Source organism: Pseudovibrio sp. POLY-S9, from assembly GCF_001431305.1.
Classification (GTDB): Bacteria; Pseudomonadota; Alphaproteobacteria; order Rhizobiales; family Stappiaceae; genus Pseudovibrio.
The window spans coordinates 8,644-24,089 of sequence record NZ_LCWX01000127.1 but is presented as its reverse complement, the minus strand read 5'-3'; the positions used below and the strand labels follow the sequence as shown (position 1 = coordinate 24,089).

Genomic DNA, 15,446 nt, shown 5'->3' with positions numbered 1-15,446 from the left:
TCTGGACGGCGCAGTAGCATTCCTGCCACGCTCTCAGGTAGACATCCGTCCAGTACGCGACGTTACTCCTCTGATGCACACTCCACAGCCTTTCCAGATCCTGAAAATGGACAAGCGCCGTGGTAACATCGTTGTATCCCGCCGTACCGTTCTGGAAGAAACACGCGCTGAACAGCGTTCTGAACTCGTTCAGAGCCTGGAAGAAGGTCAGACCGTTGAGGGTGTTGTTAAGAACATCACTGACTACGGTGCATTCGTTGACCTTGGTGGCATCGATGGCCTCCTGCACGTTACCGACATTGCATGGCGTCGTATCAACCACCCAAGCGAAGTTCTGACAATCGGTCAGACCGTGAAGGTGCAGATCGTTCGTGTGAACCAGGAAACACACCGCATCAGCCTCGGCATGAAGCAGCTGGAAACCGATCCATGGGATGGCATCGAAGCCAAATACCCACTGGATTCCAAGTTCTCTGGTCGTGTTACCAACATCACCGACTACGGTGCATTCGTAGAACTGGAGCCAGGCATCGAAGGCCTGATCCACGTCTCCGAAATGTCCTGGACCAAAAAGAACGTACACCCAGGCAAAATCGTTTCTACTTCCCAGGAAGTTGAAGTGGTTATCCTTGAAGTGGACGCTTCCAAACGCCGTATCTCCCTGGGCCTCAAGCAGACTCTGCAGAACCCATGGGATGCATTCGCACAGCAGTACCCACTTAACGCCACCGTAGAAGGTGAAGTTAAGAACAAGACCGAATTCGGTCTGTTCATCGGTCTTGAAGGCGATGTTGACGGCATGGTTCACTTGTCCGATCTGGACTGGAACCGTCCGGGCGAGCAGGTCATCGAAGAGTACAAGAAGGGCGACGTTGTTAAAGCAGTCGTTCTTGACGTTGACGTTGAGAAAGAGCGTATCTCTCTCGGCATCAAACAGCTCGACGCTGATCCGTTTGAATCCGCTGGCGATGTTGTTCGTAAGGGCGCAATCGTTAAGTGTGAAGTGACTGAAATCAAAGACGGTGGTCTCGACGTTAAACTCGTAGACGGCGACCTCTCTGCATTCATCCGTCGCGCTGACTTGTCCCGTGAACGTGGTGAGCAGGATCCTACCCGCTTCAACGTTGGCGATGTGATCGAAGCTCGTATCACTCAGTTCGACAAGAAGACCCGCCGCGTTGGTGTATCCATCAAGGCACTTGAAATCGCTGAAGAAAAAGAAGCGGTTGCACAGTACGGTTCTTCTGACGCTTCCTCTTCTCTCGGCGACATCCTCGCTGCAGCTATGAAGAAGCAGAACGACGACGAATAAGATCTAGCAATAGATTTTGCGAAAAAGCCCGCTCATTTGAGCGGGCTTTTTTGTTGCGTTGATGAGTGCGTTCATTTGCGTTGTTTGGCATTCTTTTGCGCGCTTATGTCTGAAAAGAGCTTTGGGCGTCCTGTTTCAGGGAGTTCTGCCTCTCGGCAGAGTTAGCCCCTGATCTTCTTCAGGGAGCTCATCAGGAATGCTCTCGGACCTTTTGGCATTGCGAGTACGATGCGCTTTGCTAAAGGGCGCAGGTTCTTGAGCCAGAGGCTGGCATAGAGCTGTCCTTTGAAGGAAAGCGGGCTGACGGCATCAAAGACACTGGCGACCTGTGAGGTCCAAGTCATCTTGTAGCGGGAAGCTGGTTTTAGAAAATCGATCTTATCGATCCCAAGCGCAAAACACGCCTCGATGACGTCCATCTGGTGAAGTTTACCGGGACTGGATTGTTCGTAGTCCGGATTCCAATCGGCCATGTAAGCGGAATAGCAGCCTTCGAACAGGAAACCCCATTCGGTAGAGATTGGCAGATCACCATGCTTCAGTTCGAAAGCGATGAGTTCGCAGCCTTTGGCCGTGCCGTTGCTTAATGAGAGAAGGACGTTCTGCAAGCCATCGCCTTCCAGAGCGCGCGATGAGTAACCCATGGCTTCGACCCAGTTCTCTCGCCCGTTTAGGGTTCGCAGAAGCATGGTTTCGAGTTCCGGGTCTTCCTGCCGGATCACGCGGTGCGAGAGGCCTGCTGATTTGTGGAGACGATTGCGCTGGTTGCGGATGGTTTTGCGTGAGCGGGCGGAGATGGACTTCAGATAATCCTCAAAACTATCCCACTGGTTCAGATCCAGCCTTGGAGCGCCATCTGCCTCTCCGACCTCGGTAAAATGAGTGCTGGCGTACTCATAGAGAGCACCGCTCTCTCTGATCTGACGGAGGTGGATAACATCTGCGCCAGCCTTTTGAAGGTGTGGCTTCAGGTAATCCAATACGGCAGCAGGGTTATAGCCGGGAGTAAGCAGCATCTCTGAGTACTGCTGAAAAGGTTCACCTAAACCAGTCAGCGCTTTCAGGGACTTTTGCTTTTCAATGCGCAGCGGCAGAACCGCGATCAGGCTTTGCTGGTCGTAGACAGCGAAGATTTTGGCTGATTGGACCGATGCTGGATTTTCAAGCATCGCTATGGTCCAGGCATAGCTTTGAAAGACCGTATTGCCTTTGGAGGCCTGCTCTAGCTGGTGCCATTGCTGCTGGAGTTCAGCTACTTCAACAGCAGACTGCAACACGCGCACAGACGGGTTTTGAAGTGCTTTTGTTGCAGAGCTCTGCTGCACAGAGGCGAGCTCGTTTGATGTGATAACATCTGCCTGCAACAAACTTCTCCCTTATCGATGCATAAAATGACTTTAACTAAAGCAGTTTGCGTATCTTTGTCCGAAAATCGACGTCTACTTTTCGGCGATATGCTTTAAATTACTGAATCTCGTGGCTCTCGCCCTAGAGCACGTCGCGTTCATTCGCATTCACACACCGTGCTCGAAAATCTTTGTTGGAGCGAATTCCGGTCGTTTGATTGAATCCAATCAAACGGAACGCGCTCTAACTCCTGATATTTATACATAGTTATTTTCAACCAGTTAAAAGTAGAAGTATTTTATAGAAATCTGAGCATTTGAATTTCTCACATTTCCGTTAGGGACCTCAGTTCTAGAAATATCGTCTCCTCAGCATGGTTTCTCTCAGGGTGATGACAAATCGTCACTTGATTTATTGCCCAGCAGAAAATGGAATAGTCCTGATTTAATTTAGGAGGGTTTCATGAGTGATTTGAAAGTTGCACTGATTGTTGCTGGTGGCAGTGGTATGGGTGCTGCTGCTGCACGTAAGCTGGCAGGGGACGGTTATAAAGTCGCCATCCTCTCTTCCTCTGGCAAAGGCGAGAAGCTGGGTGAGGAACTTGGTGGTGTCGGTGTGACTGGCTCCAACCTTGAAACTGCGGACCTCCAGCGTCTTGTTGATGTTGCGATGGAAAAATGGGGCCGTATTGATACGGTTGTCAGCAGTGCTGGCCATGGGCCTAAAGGGCCGGTCCTTGAGCTCACCGATGAAGATTGGGCGAGAGGGATGGACTTCTATCTCATGAACGTGGTGCGCATCACCCGCATCGTTACCCCAATCATGGAAGCTCAGGGCAAAGGCAGCTTCGTCAATATTTCCACCTATGCCTTGTTTGAGCCCGAGGAGCTTTTCCCGACATCCGGCGTGTTCAGAGCTGGCCTTGCTGCTTTTACCAAGTTGTTCGCTGATAAATATGCTTCCTCAAACATTCGCATGAACAACGTGCTGCCGGGCTTTATTGACAGCTTGCCAGAGAAGGAAGAGCGCCGGGGTCGTATTCCAATGGGACGTTATGGCACCTCGCAGGAAGTGGCTGATCTGATTGCTTTCCTTGCCGGAGACACCTCCAGCTACATGACCGGACAAAATATCCGCATTGATGGCGGAGTTACGCGCTCAATTTAGGCTGGACAATTTTGCGAAGGCATCTGTCGCAATTTGCGGGATGCCCTTCTCTCTCGATTAATCGGAGAGATCTTAAACCTGTACGATCAGAAAGGGGCGGAAACGCCCCTTTTTTAACGCCGCAACTCCTCCTCACCAGAAAGAAACAAAGCAAATTGTGTGATATGGAGCATTTACATGCGCTCAATTTTAATTAATGTAAATATTAATTCACTTTAATCAAAATAAACATAATAGATAAGCAATAGTAAATTGATGACAAGTTTTGATAACAACTTTTAATTTGCTATACACCACCTAAGATAGAGTCGTTTTTTGAAATTTTCTATTTCTGATTTCTATTTATCTTCAAGTAACATCTGTATATTACTTTATATGGCGAGCAAGAGAGTATCCCATTCTCTCAAACTCCACTGTGCTGTTTGTCTTGAAACATCGTTGAGGCCAATAACAAAAATAAGGTCCGGCAGCTTCAAGACTTCGGAATGCCCTAGCGGTCCGCCCGAAACCGCAGGGCTAACTGGAAACCCGTTTTACGCCGTCCTTGCAGCAATCGGCTTTGGGTTTCCAACAGCGCGCGGTGAACTATGCCCCTAGTTCTCGCGTCAAGAATTAAGATCACTGAACCTATCGGTTTTCAGAGCAATCGATAAAACAGTGGCCCAAAAAAGACGAAAAGTCCAACTGGCCCCATGGCCATACAGATCCCGTTCCGTTCTCAGCTCCCCCCCACCTCCTGATGAACGGAACGGATTTTTTATGCGATAAACATATGCTAGTTGCGACCATGCATTTATTTCGGGTATGACATTTCAAAAGGTGGCACTCCCCAGCCACGTCATTCAATCCGATAGGCAGCAAAAAACTAATGAAGAACTCTGCTAGCGAATGTCACGATATGACTCAGATCCGCGCAGAAATTGATCGTCTGGATTCCGAGCTGATTTCCCTGTTTGCAGAGCGCTGGACTTACATCACACGCGCCGCTGAAATCAAAAAACCAATTGGCCTGTCTGCCCGCATTGAAAGCCGGGTTGAGGAAGTTGCCAGCAACGTAAAAGCCCATGCCCGCGCGCATGGCCTGAATGCGCAGACCTATGAGACCATGTGGCGCGCACTGATGGAAAGTGCGATTACGCACGAAGAAGACCTTATGGAAGCAGAGGAAAACGCAAAATAACATAGTATCGCCATTTTCTCTGGCATCTTAGTCGACTAGCATTACAACCAGAAATTTTCGGAGAATTAAGAGCCTACTTCCCCAAATTAACCGTTTGGCAGGGACAAAGCTTAATTTATGGTCGTGTTTTTACCGTCTGCAGAGAAAGAACACTTGGCTTATTCAAAAGCTTAGGTATTGTTTCCCTATAGTCGCTTAAATGAGTTTGACCGGGAAGACCCCATGAGTCTAGACAGTGACGTTCTTATTGATCGCAGACGCCTGAGACGTAAAGTTTCGTTCTGGCGCGTCGTTAGTTTTTTAGCACTTGCAGCTTTGCTGTTGTGGGGAGGCGCTGAGGCAACTGGCCTTGGTGAGCTTGCCCGTTCTGAAAAGCATATTGCTCGCATCGAAATCAACGGACCGATCACCTATGATCGCCGCCAGTTGGAGATGCTTGAAGCAATCGCAAAAGATGACACCGTGCAAGGTGTCATCGTCTCCATTAATTCTCCAGGTGGCACCACTTCCGGTGGTGAAGCGCTTTACAATGCGCTGCGCAAGATTGCTGAGAAGAAGCCTTTGACAGCGTCCATCACGACGCTTGGCGCTTCGGCTGCTTATCTTTCCGCAATTGCCAGTGATCACCTTGTTGCTCAATACACCTCTTTGACCGGATCTATCGGTGTTCTCTTCCAGTATGGCAATGCAAAAGGGTTGCTCGAGAAGATTGGCGTTGAAATGGATGCGATTAAAAGCGCACCATTGAAAGCTGAGCCAAACTTTTACGAGCCAGCCACGCCTGAAGTGAAGGAAACTTTGCAGGAATTGATTGACGATACCTATATGTGGTTCGTTGGACTTGTTGCAGAACGCAGAGGCCTTTCTAAAGAGCGTGCACTTCAGCTGGCGAACGGTCAGGTTTACACCGGGCACCAGGCAAAAGACCTTGAACTGATCGATGAGATTGGTGGCGAGCAGGCCGCGCATCAGTGGCTTATTGACGAAAAAGGACTTTCCAGTGATTTGGAAATAATCGACTGGAAACCAGAATCAGACGAGCGGTCACTCCCGTTCCCTGCAAATTTATTAGGCTTTTTGGGTAGTGAGAACCAGAATTTGGTCATCTCACTTCTCAAAACAGCAAAAAGTGTCGTAGATTCAAGCCTACCGCTTGACGGTCTCGTGTCTGTTTGGCAGGCTCCGGATGCGGCAACAGTCTCAGCACTTGGGGGGGCAAAGCATGATTAAATCGGAATTAGTACAGACTATTGCGGAGCGTAATCCGCATCTCTATCAACGCGATGTAGAGAATATCGTAAACGCCATTCTTGATGAAGTTACTGAAGCGCTGATGCGCGGTGACCGCGTCGAGCTGCGTGGCTTTGGTGCGTTCTCAGTGAAGAACCGCCCGGCACGCGTTGGACGCAATCCAAGAACTGGCCAAAAAGTTGAAGTTGGCGAAAAGTTCGTTCCGTTCTTCAAAACCGGCAAAGAAATGCGCGAACGACTGAACGACGGTACGGATCACGGCGAAGACGACTGATCCTGGAGTAATACATTGGCTCGTTTCCTTCGGAATTTGCTGCTTATACCTATAGCAGCTCTACTTGTTGTACTTGCGGTTGCGAACCGGCATTCCACGCTGATTTCGCTTAACCCCTTTAACCCAGAGGACCCGATGTTGACGTTCAACATCCCGGTTTTCTGGTTGCTGTTTGGCGCTGTTGGACTGGGCGTGATGCTTGGCGGAGTGGCGACCTGGATGCGACAAGGACGGTTTCGTAAAGAGGCTCGTGTTCAACGACGCGAAGCGAACCAACTTAAACATGAAGCGGATTCACTGCGTAAGGTGGCACAGGGTGACATTGCACCCGGCCTGCCATCACCAGACCATAAAAAAGCAGCCTAACCGCTTTATTACTCTGCCCTGACGTTTAGCACGGGGATTGCGAATGCGGATCATCACAGCTCAGGACATTGAGGGGGTGATGAGCTTTCGCGATCTTCTTGAGACGCTGAGACGTGCATTTCGTGTTGGTGTGGTGGCCCCTTCCCCGCACACACAAAGAATTGCACGTCCAACCGGCCTTGATGACGGCTCTCTCACCATCTCTTCTGCATGGCATGACTTTGCGGCTCAAGACACTGTTGAGCGCGGGTTTATTGGCACGCGTCTGGAGAGTTGTCTTCCCACATCACTGGAGCATGACGCACCGGCTGTTGCTGGTGTGTATCTTTTGCAGTCTGGCAAAACGGGGACGCCGCTTGCGCTTCTGGATGGCAAAGCGCTCGTCAACTGGCGCACAGCTGCAACATCGGCGCTGGCCTCCTCGTATCTTTCGCGCGAAGACTCTTCCCGCTTGCTGATGGTGGGTGCTGGAAACCTTGCACCTTATCTGATTGATGCGCATGCTTCTGTTCGCCCCATCAAGGAGGTTCTGGTCTGGAACCGAAGCCCTGCTGCTGCTCAGCAGTTGGTGGAGCATATGCAGGGGCAGCCTTTTAAGGTTTCAGCGACAACGGATCTGGGTGGCGCTGTCAGAGGCGCAGATATTGTGTGCTGTGCGACGAGTGCGAACACGCCGATCATTCAAGGGGAATGGCTCCAAGAAGGCACGCATCTGGATCTGGTTGGCTCCATGCATGCTGATCAGCGTGAGTGCGATGATACGGCCATCTCGCAGGCGCGGCTGTTTCTGGACAGCTATGACAACACACCAACAACCGCTGGTGATCTCAAAGAGCCGCTCGCTGATGGCGTTCTGAACTTGCAGGACATTGCGTCTGATCTGGCGGAGTTGTGTCAGGGCGACCGGGCAGGCCGGCGCTTTTACGAGCAAATCACGCTGTTTAAGTCAACGGGCACTGCTCTGGCTGATCTTGCCGTTGCCGGACACGTTTATCTGCGCGTTTAAAGCGTGTCGCGTGCAGGCGCGTAGCTCTAGTTCTTTATTGCGTGCGTAGTCTCATTCGCAAATCGGAGCTGCTCTTCAGGATTACGCTGTAGCTGAGGACCTTAGTCCAGCTCGTCCATGTCTTTCTTCTTCGGTGGTGTGTAGCTGGGCAGGTGCCAGTCTTTTGCGATTGCACCACCGCGCAGTACCATGGCCATAGCAAAGCCAAGGGCTGCTGCAAGGTTGCTTTGTCCGCTTGCCATGAGCGTGACGGAGTAGGTGATCGCACCAGCAAACGCAGCTGCCAGATAAATCTCTCTTTGCAGCAAAGCAGAAGGCTGGCCAGCAATGATATCGCGCAGGATTCCGCCAAATGTTGCCGATGCGACTCCCATCAGCACAGCCACCGCAGCGTTGTCGCCAAGCGAGATCGCTTTCGCAGCGCCCATGACTGAGTAAGACGCGACCCCAACAGCATCCAGCCACCGCAGCGGGCGGCCCCATGCTTCAACCTTATGGGCGTAAAACCACATGATGACAGAGACGATGAGACAGACATAGAGGTAGCTCTCGTCCACAACCCAGAACACTGGCACATCAAGAAGAGTGTCGCGCAGAGTTCCACCACCAATTCCGGTCAGCGAGCAAAAGAACAAAAAAGCGATAAAATCCTGACGCAGACGTGCAGCCACCAAACCGCCAGTCACGGCGAAAACGGCCACTCCCAAAAAGTCCAGATACTGCCAGATCTCAGATTGCATCTACGTCATGCCCGCAAATTCGTTGGTTTCAAGTCTGGTGGTTTTAGCCAGCCATCTTAAAAAAGCAACCGGAGAACTACACTACTTCATTTGTGAGATTTAAATAGCCTTAGATCCTGTGAAGGGTTTGGGGACAGCGCCGAGAACTTCAAATCAGCCCTGCGTTTCTTGCAGAGCTTCTGGCATCCACGCAACAAAAAACGGAGGCCGTGTATCGACCGCCGTTTTGAATTTATTTGAGAAACCCTCATTCAAGGATGATCCGGGCCAGGCCCTCCAGTTAAGCCAATCTAGACTGGCACAGCTCAAAAGCGGTTACCTCGGTGATGCTGGAACTTGAAAGCTATCAAGCAAATTTTCAACGGGAGTCATCAAGCTTGAAGGATCATCTGGAAACAGATCTTTATCACCAGTAGCACTGTACACGACCTCTCCACGCAACCACTGACACTGTAGCTTTCCAAAAAGAGGTTTACACAGTTTGGCGGGCCCGGGGGCATTTATACTAAACTGAAAATACAGAGCTCTTCCGATAGTGATTGTTTTTTGCCGGCTCTCATATAGAGGTGTCATATCAGGGAAAGAGACGCGCACCTGAAAGAGATCACCTCCCGGACGGATACTTCCTCGGGATGGCGCGTATTGCCATGGGATTTCATATCTGGCTTTACCTATCCAATAAACCTGCTGAAAATCTGTTTCAACTCGAGGCAGAAATGGAGAAAGAGCTGCTAAGGCAAGTATCAAAAGCCCGCACTTATAAATGAAAGGTGCAAATGGCCGCCGCCATAACCAGATGGCGAACAATAAAACTGCAGCAAGAATTGGGATAAATACTGCGTTTTGGCGCGGATAGAACAGTTTATCGCCGCGAGCCTGCATCGGAAAATAGGCTTCTATAACAACGTGATCTACAAATACCGGAGCTAGCCACAACACAGCAGCGATAACTGCTAACCAGAAAAAGACAGGCCATTTCCACATAGATCACCAAAGATAAATATACATTCAACTACAACTATTTACATGCATCTTCGAAGCCCGATCAGATTGCAAGCAAGCCTCGCTTCCTTTGAGAGCTAAGAGATTTCCAATTGATCGGAGCCCTAGAGTAAAGTGGTCTGTCAGTAAGGCCAAGCAATAGCGTATACTTGAACCTTTTTTCAACTTTAGATTGCTTCACCTCCTCTGAATGCATAAGACAAAGCGCAGCACAAGGCAGGTGTCGAAATCTCCAAAAGCCAACAGTTGTGCCTAGAAGTAATATAGTTATGAAAATAGCGAGTTGTATTATGGTTGCTCGAGTTATTGTTCCAATTGCGATTGCTTTCGCATTAACCGCCTGTTCAAGCAGTGCCGGTATTTCCAAAAAGAATCCTGATTACTTTGGTGCAAAAGAACGCGAAGGATCGCTTAGCGGCGTATATAACCCGGCAGGTTTTAGCTCTGCACAAGTTCGGAGGCTACTCGGTACTTTATGTCAGGGTGGACAGCTTGAAGGTTTTTCGGAAGCGCGTAGTGACGGTCTGGTCTCATGGAAGACAAACTGCGCGAACGGCATTCGTAGCGGAGTTGGCTTTGTGGAGTTTCAGCGCATAGATGGCAGCAGCGAAATCATGGTGGAGACAACTGGCTCCAACGGTAGCGGTAATCTTGTGTATACCCGCCAAAAGGTAAAGCTATAAAGCGAATTCTGACATAAAAACGGAGGCCGTGTATCGACCTCCGTTTTGAAATTCTTTGAGAAGCCCTCGTTGTTTTGAGGGCTTTGGTGTTTAGGCTTCTTTGTCTACTGTGGAGCCTGGCTCTGCTGCTTTGTCGGCAACTGGAGCGATTTTTGGGCCGCCTTTGGAGACACCGACCATTGCAGGGCGCAGGACGCGCTCGCCGATGACGTAGCCAGCCTGAACAACCTGAACCACAGTGTTGTTTGGAACTTCTGTGTTCGGCACTTCAAACATCGCCTGATGGAAGTGCGGGTTGAACTTATCGCCTTCAGGTGAAAGACGCTTCACACCGTGTTTTTCCAGGTGGTTGAGCATTTCGCGCTCTACCATTTCAACGCCTTCAACCAGCGCCTTCAGGTTTTCGTCGTTTTCACGTGCGTCATCTGGCAATGCATCGATTGCACGGCCAAGGTTGTCATTGACCACCAGCATGTCACGCGCGAAACCTGCAACTGCATAGGCTTTAGCGTCTTTAACTTCTTTTTCAGTCCGACGGCGCAAGTTTTCCATTTCTGCCATGGTGCGCAGAGCGCGGTCCTTCAGGGCAGCGTTTTCTTCTCTCAGCGCCTCGATTGGATCTACTTCCGCAGCAACTTCTGCCTGCTCGGCTCCATTCGCAGTTTCGTCAACCACAGCTTCCGGATTTACCTGCTCTTCTGCCTGCGGAGTTTTATTTTGATCGCTCATCGTCATCCCGTCTCTTAAAACTTGCTCTTTTTACCATGGAGCAAAGCACTGCAAGGGCTGCCCTAAGGCGCCCGCGCAAAAATCTATCCGGTCTTTATTTAGTCGCTGTTTGACAAAAACAAAAGACCTCCGGCCACTTCCATGACCGGAGATCCTCAGAATGCCCGATTTTACTCAGCATTTCGTTGCAGATACCCTCAAAATTAAGAGTACTGCTTAATCCAATCAGAAATTTTGCCCTTAGGCTGTGCACCTACGAGGGTTGCAGCAGGCTGACCATCCTTGAACAGGATCATGGTTGGGATAGAGCGAACGCCATAATTCATTGCGCTCTGCTGGTTGCTGTCGATATCCAACTTAACAACTTTGACCTGACCAGCCATTTCCTCAGAGATTTCTTCGAGGGACGGCGCAATCATTTTACAAGGACCACACCAGGTCGCCCAGAAATCTACGAGAACAGGAGTCGAGCTCTGGAGTACTTCAGCTTCGAAGTTACCGTCTTCAACATTCACAGTGGCCATTTTTGCCTCTTTTCATAGTGCAGGTTGAGTCGCCCCAACTGAGCAAACTCTGTTGCCCTGAAAGTAAGAACGCAAGTGCCGAGCGTCAAGCGAACGAATTCTCAACATTCGACTAGAATTTAAAAGATTTCATCAGTTCCACTGGTATTTCTACCAAATGAGGACCTGACGTATAGAGGAGCAGCGCTCTTATTCTCCGATCAGGATAAAGCTCAGAAAGCAATTTTCTATAAACAGCCAGCTGCGCAACATACGTTTCGGAGACATCGTGCACGCTCCTTGGGACGTAGGCATTTGTCTTGAAGTCGAGAATGATCACTTCTTTGTCATTGACCAGCAAACGGTCAATCAGACCGAAGATTTCGACCGGTTTGCCATCCTCACCCGTGAGCATGCCTTGTATTGGAACTTCGGCTCTGCCATTGGCGCTGAACAGTTCTGCAAACTCAGGGTTGCCCAGCGTACCCAACACATCATCCAGCAGACGTTCCTTATTGTCCGCAAAGCGCTCCGGCAGGGAACCGGCAAGGAACCTTTCGGCAGATACCACGCGTTGTTCTTCTGGCAGATCGGGCAGGAATTCGAGCAGTCTGTGAACGATGCGGCCACGGACCAGTGGCCAGTCTTCTGGTTGGCGAGCTGCTTCGAGAGCATCTTTCGGATCTTGCTGCTCGATATTCTCTTTTGCTTCCATCTCCTCAAAGGCGGCAGATGGTTTTACACGGCGGATACGCTCAGGTGTGCTGACGTTTGTTGAGACCCAGTCTGGCATAACCGCCTGTTTCCGGCTCTCAATCTTCTCAGATTGCGGCAGGATCGGCTCTGGCTTTTCTATGCCATTCTTGGTCCAGATCCACGCTGACACTTCGCCGTTGGCGTCTGTTTGCTCGCGTGCTTCCTCAATCAAACCGTTGCGGGTGAGTGTGTACCAGCATTCTTCATGCGGGCCACGCTTGGGTGACCAGCCACACACGACAAGACGATCCTTGGCACGGGTAAGAGCTACATAGAGCAGACGGCGATATTCTTCTTTCTGCTCTTCTGCCAGCAGTTCCAGCGCTTCTTCATGCCATTCGGTGCGCTGTGCTTTGTTGGGCAGCCAGACAAGAGCGGGTGCGGCCTGCGTATCCCCTGCCCGCTGTTTTTCAACCATCACCGGCGCATGCAGGCTGGAGACGGGCGCATTGCAGCCATCAGCGAGAATAACGTAGGGCGCTTCCAATCCCTTGGAGCCGTGGACTGTCATGATGCGGACCATGCCTTTGGCGGCGTTGAGCTCGCGTTTGATCTCAGTTGGCGCTTCGGCAAGCCACGCAAGGAAGCCTTCCATGCCGGGGGTGCCGCTCTTTTCATAGGTGAGCGTCAATGAAAGGAACTCATCAAGCACGTCATCCACTTCCGTGCCAAGACGCTCACGGAACTTCTGGCGGTAGCCGTCGGTTCCCATGATCTTGGCAAAGAATTCGAAGGGTGGAACGAAGTCGGCGCGGTCACGCCAGACGACCAGCTGCTTGCGAATTTCCTGCCACTTCTCGCTGTTCTCAGACTTTCTCAACAACTCATGCCAGAGGGTGCCCGGTCTTGGGACACCCGGTGTTTCGTGGGCGATCTCGAAGAGATCATCATCAACCAAGCCAAAGAGCGGGCTTTTGAGGACGCAGGCGAGAGACAGGTCATCTTCCGGCAGCAGAATAAAGCGGCCCAGCGCGACGAGATCTTTAACGGCGATGTGGTCTGTCAGAACAAGACGGTCAGACCCTGCTGCGGGTACATCCAGACGTTTGAGTTCACGGTTGAGCGCTTCTACAAACTGGCCGCGCTTGCGGACCAGTACCAGAACATCCCCCGGGCCTGCGATTTTGCGTTGGTCCCAATCTTTGATCTGCTCTGCTATGCGGGTGGCAAGGCGCAGCATGGGGTTGCCGGTGCCGATCGCATCAATCGGCTGGGTCCAGTCGTCTGGCTCCAACGTTTCAACGGCCTCTTCCAGAGGCCAGATTTCGACACGGCCCGGATCATTGTGGCGAATGGCTTCATGCACGGGCGCTACGTTGTCCTGTGACAGACCTTTGTAGGTTTCCGGTGTGTCGAACACCTTATCGACCGCGCCCAGCACATCCGGTGTGGAGCGGAAGGAGAGGTTGAGTTCGATGCCCTCGAAATTCTTCTGCGCTTCCTCAGCCCGACGGGCGAAGAACTTGCGCATTTCGGCAAAGTAGGCCGGAACAGCGCCCTGGAAGGAGTAGATGGATTGCTTCTCATCCCCCACCGCGAAGATGGTGCGGACTTTCTCTCGCGCACTGTCACCAGCGAAGAATTCTTCTGCCAGTGCGCGGATCACCTCCCACTGGCGCGGGCTGGTGTCCTGTGCTTCATCTACGAGGATGTGGTCCAACCCCTGATCGAGCTTGTATTGCACCCATTGTGCGGCCTCAGCGCGGGACAGGAGCTGCGCAGATTTAACCACCAGATCTTCAAAATCGAGGTAACCGCGACGGAGTTTTTCCGTCTCGTAATAACGCAAAACCGCATCTGATAGGGTGAGGATCGCTTTGGTTCCAGAAACCGTTATGACGGCATTCAGGTGTTGCAGAGCTTCTAACACCCGCATTTGCTCGGCGAACAAGCGCTCTACAACTTCCGGGAAGGCTGTTTGTACCTTCTTGGTGGCGAGAGACTTGCGCGGACTAAGGGTTCCAGTGAGGAAGATTTTCAACCATGCGATGCGCCAGGCTTCGTCGCTTTTGTGCGTGATGGCCTGATCCAGAGCAGCCGCGCGGTCCTGATCTGTCTTTGAGCCGACGCGTAAGGCTTCTGCAAACGCTTTTACTTCGTCGTCACTCAGGGAAGAATTCCGTCGCAACGCAGATGCAAAGCCAGATATATCATCAGCCGGCATGACGGAGAAATCAGCGTATAGCGCGAAAATGGCGCTTTCCAGGTCACCATAAGGAGCAACCCAGCGGTAGAACGCATCGCGGCGGCTGATCAACTCAGAGAGGGCTTTCTCAACGCCTGAATCCGGTAATAGCTCGATAAGCTGGGACAGAGCTGACCCGATGTCGGAGTCCGGCTCAATCTCTGCGCTGTGCAGAACGCTGGCGCGGGCCTCATTGAGCAGCTCTTCCGCAAGGCGGTCATCCAGCACGGAGAAATGGCCTGCAACGTTGGCCTCCAGCGGGAACTGGTGCAGCAGCGCTTCGCAGAACGCGTGGATGGTCTGGATCTTCAGACCGCCCGGTGTTTCCAGTGCTTTGGCGAAGAGGCGGCGGGCATTGGCCAATTGCTTTGTTGACGTCGGTCGGCCTTCGATGTCCTCAATCTCAGCAGACAGCTCAGCATCGCTCAGCTGTGTCCACTTTGCCAGGGAATCGAATACGCGAGTTGCCATCTCCGCCGCGGCTGCCTTGGTGAAGGTGAGGCAGAGGATACGGGATGGATCAGTGCCGGACAGCAGCAAGCGGACGACGCGGCGGGCGAGCACGAAGGTTTTGCCGGAGCCTGCGTTTGCACTCACCCATGCGGAATTTTCAGGGTGAGCGGCGCGTTGCTGGCTGTCGAGGGTTTTTGCCGGAATATCCATTATGCATCCTCCCCGTCTTCTCCAAGGGACCATTCCTGCACGCGGGCAAGATGATCATAGGAAGCGGCCCATTCCCTCTCCTTCAGCACACGAGCTCTGGAGAGATAGCCTTTGCGTGGGTTTTCATAGGCGGCGACGAGCTGTTCCAAGCGTTTCCATGCTTCTTCTGCCAGCTCTTCAGCGGTGCTTTCCTTTGGTACACGGCTCTCCAGTTTCACGGCATCACTGCCACCTTTAAGCTGGATGTAGAGCATGTCGGAGATGGGCATGTCGTGGGGCAGA

Annotated in this window: 15 protein-coding genes; 8 read left to right on the top strand and 7 right to left on the bottom strand. The window is 51.6% G+C overall.

Features of this window, described 5'->3' with window-relative positions:
- On the top strand, positions 1-1,312 hold a 1,312-nt coding region (locus tag PPL9_RS10840), incomplete at its 5' end, for a 30S ribosomal protein S1 (RefSeq protein WP_082596740.1).
- Between the two features lie 161 nt (positions 1,313-1,473).
- On the opposite strand, the gene PPL9_RS10835 is transcribed toward PPL9_RS10840, so the two are convergent.
- Positions 1,474-2,676, bottom strand: a complete 1,203-nt coding sequence (locus PPL9_RS10835) for a GNAT family N-acetyltransferase (RefSeq protein ID WP_208989303.1) — start codon at positions 2,674-2,676, stop codon at positions 1,474-1,476.
- Between the two features lie 445 nt (positions 2,677-3,121).
- On the opposite strand from PPL9_RS10835, the gene PPL9_RS10830 reads away from it, so the two are divergent.
- The 6 genes from PPL9_RS10830 to PPL9_RS10805 all read left to right on the top strand — a co-directional run bounded on the left by PPL9_RS10830 (position 3,122) and on the right by PPL9_RS10805 (position 7,903).
- Positions 3,122-3,826, top strand: coding sequence for an SDR family oxidoreductase (locus PPL9_RS10830; RefSeq protein WP_057462718.1), 705 nt, complete (start codon positions 3,122-3,124; stop codon positions 3,824-3,826).
- A gap of 868 nt (positions 3,827-4,694) precedes the next feature.
- Positions 4,695-5,006: a chorismate mutase gene (locus tag PPL9_RS10825; protein ID WP_057462717.1), complete on the top strand. Its 312-nt coding sequence runs from the start codon at positions 4,695-4,697 to the stop codon at positions 5,004-5,006.
- Between the two features lie 222 nt (positions 5,007-5,228).
- Positions 5,229-6,236 carry a signal peptide peptidase SppA gene (gene sppA, locus PPL9_RS10820; RefSeq protein WP_057462716.1) on the top strand — a complete coding sequence of 336 codons (1,008 nt, stop codon included), beginning with the start codon at positions 5,229-5,231 and terminating at the stop codon, positions 6,234-6,236.
- Positions 6,229-6,531: an integration host factor subunit beta gene (locus PPL9_RS10815; protein ID WP_057462715.1), complete on the top strand. Its 303-nt coding sequence runs from the start codon at positions 6,229-6,231 to the stop codon at positions 6,529-6,531. Before sppA ends, PPL9_RS10815 begins: the two co-directional genes overlap by 8 nt.
- 135 nt (positions 6,532-6,666) lie before the next feature.
- Positions 6,667-6,897: a LapA family protein gene (locus PPL9_RS10810; RefSeq protein ID WP_057462714.1), complete on the top strand. Its 231-nt coding sequence runs from the start codon at positions 6,667-6,669 to the stop codon at positions 6,895-6,897.
- A 43-nt stretch (positions 6,898-6,940) separates the two neighbouring features.
- Complete coding sequence (locus PPL9_RS10805) at positions 6,941-7,903, top strand: ornithine cyclodeaminase family protein (RefSeq protein ID WP_057462713.1); 963 nt, start codon at positions 6,941-6,943, stop codon at positions 7,901-7,903.
- Between the two features lie 101 nt (positions 7,904-8,004).
- Here PPL9_RS10805 and PPL9_RS10800 read toward each other — a convergent pair whose 3' ends face one another.
- Both PPL9_RS10800 and PPL9_RS10795 read right to left on the bottom strand, forming a co-directional pair.
- On the bottom strand, positions 8,005-8,643 hold the full coding sequence (locus PPL9_RS10800) for a trimeric intracellular cation channel family protein (RefSeq protein WP_057462712.1): 639 nt from the start codon (positions 8,641-8,643) through the stop codon (positions 8,005-8,007).
- A 315-nt stretch (positions 8,644-8,958) separates the two neighbouring features.
- The gene (locus PPL9_RS10795) at positions 8,959-9,627 is read right to left on the bottom strand and encodes a hypothetical protein (protein ID WP_057462711.1); all 669 of its coding nucleotides are present in this window, start codon (positions 9,625-9,627) and stop codon (positions 8,959-8,961) included.
- Between the two features lie 287 nt (positions 9,628-9,914).
- Here PPL9_RS10795 and PPL9_RS10790 point away from each other — a divergent pair, with 287 nt between their 5' ends.
- The gene (locus tag PPL9_RS10790; RefSeq protein WP_152986660.1) at positions 9,915-10,328 is read left to right on the top strand and encodes a hypothetical protein; all 414 of its coding nucleotides are present in this window, start codon (positions 9,915-9,917) and stop codon (positions 10,326-10,328) included.
- Between the two features lie 90 nt (positions 10,329-10,418).
- Here the strand turns inward: PPL9_RS10790 and grpE are convergent, their stop codons facing one another.
- From grpE to PPL9_RS33205, 4 genes are all read right to left on the bottom strand, one after another.
- Positions 10,419-11,063, bottom strand: coding sequence for a nucleotide exchange factor GrpE (gene grpE, locus PPL9_RS10785; protein WP_082596738.1), 645 nt, complete (start codon positions 11,061-11,063; stop codon positions 10,419-10,421).
- Between the two features lie 197 nt (positions 11,064-11,260).
- Positions 11,261-11,581, bottom strand: a complete 321-nt coding sequence (trxA, locus tag PPL9_RS10780; RefSeq protein WP_057462709.1) for a thioredoxin — start codon at positions 11,579-11,581, stop codon at positions 11,261-11,263.
- A 112-nt stretch (positions 11,582-11,693) separates the two neighbouring features.
- On the bottom strand, positions 11,694-15,164 hold the full coding sequence (addA, locus tag PPL9_RS10775; protein ID WP_057462708.1) for a double-strand break repair helicase AddA: 3,471 nt from the start codon (positions 15,162-15,164) through the stop codon (positions 11,694-11,696).
- Positions 15,164-15,446 (bottom strand): hypothetical protein (locus tag PPL9_RS33205; protein ID WP_208989302.1); only part of this gene is annotated, 283 nt, incomplete at its 5' end. The genes PPL9_RS33205 and addA, both read right to left, overlap by 1 nt.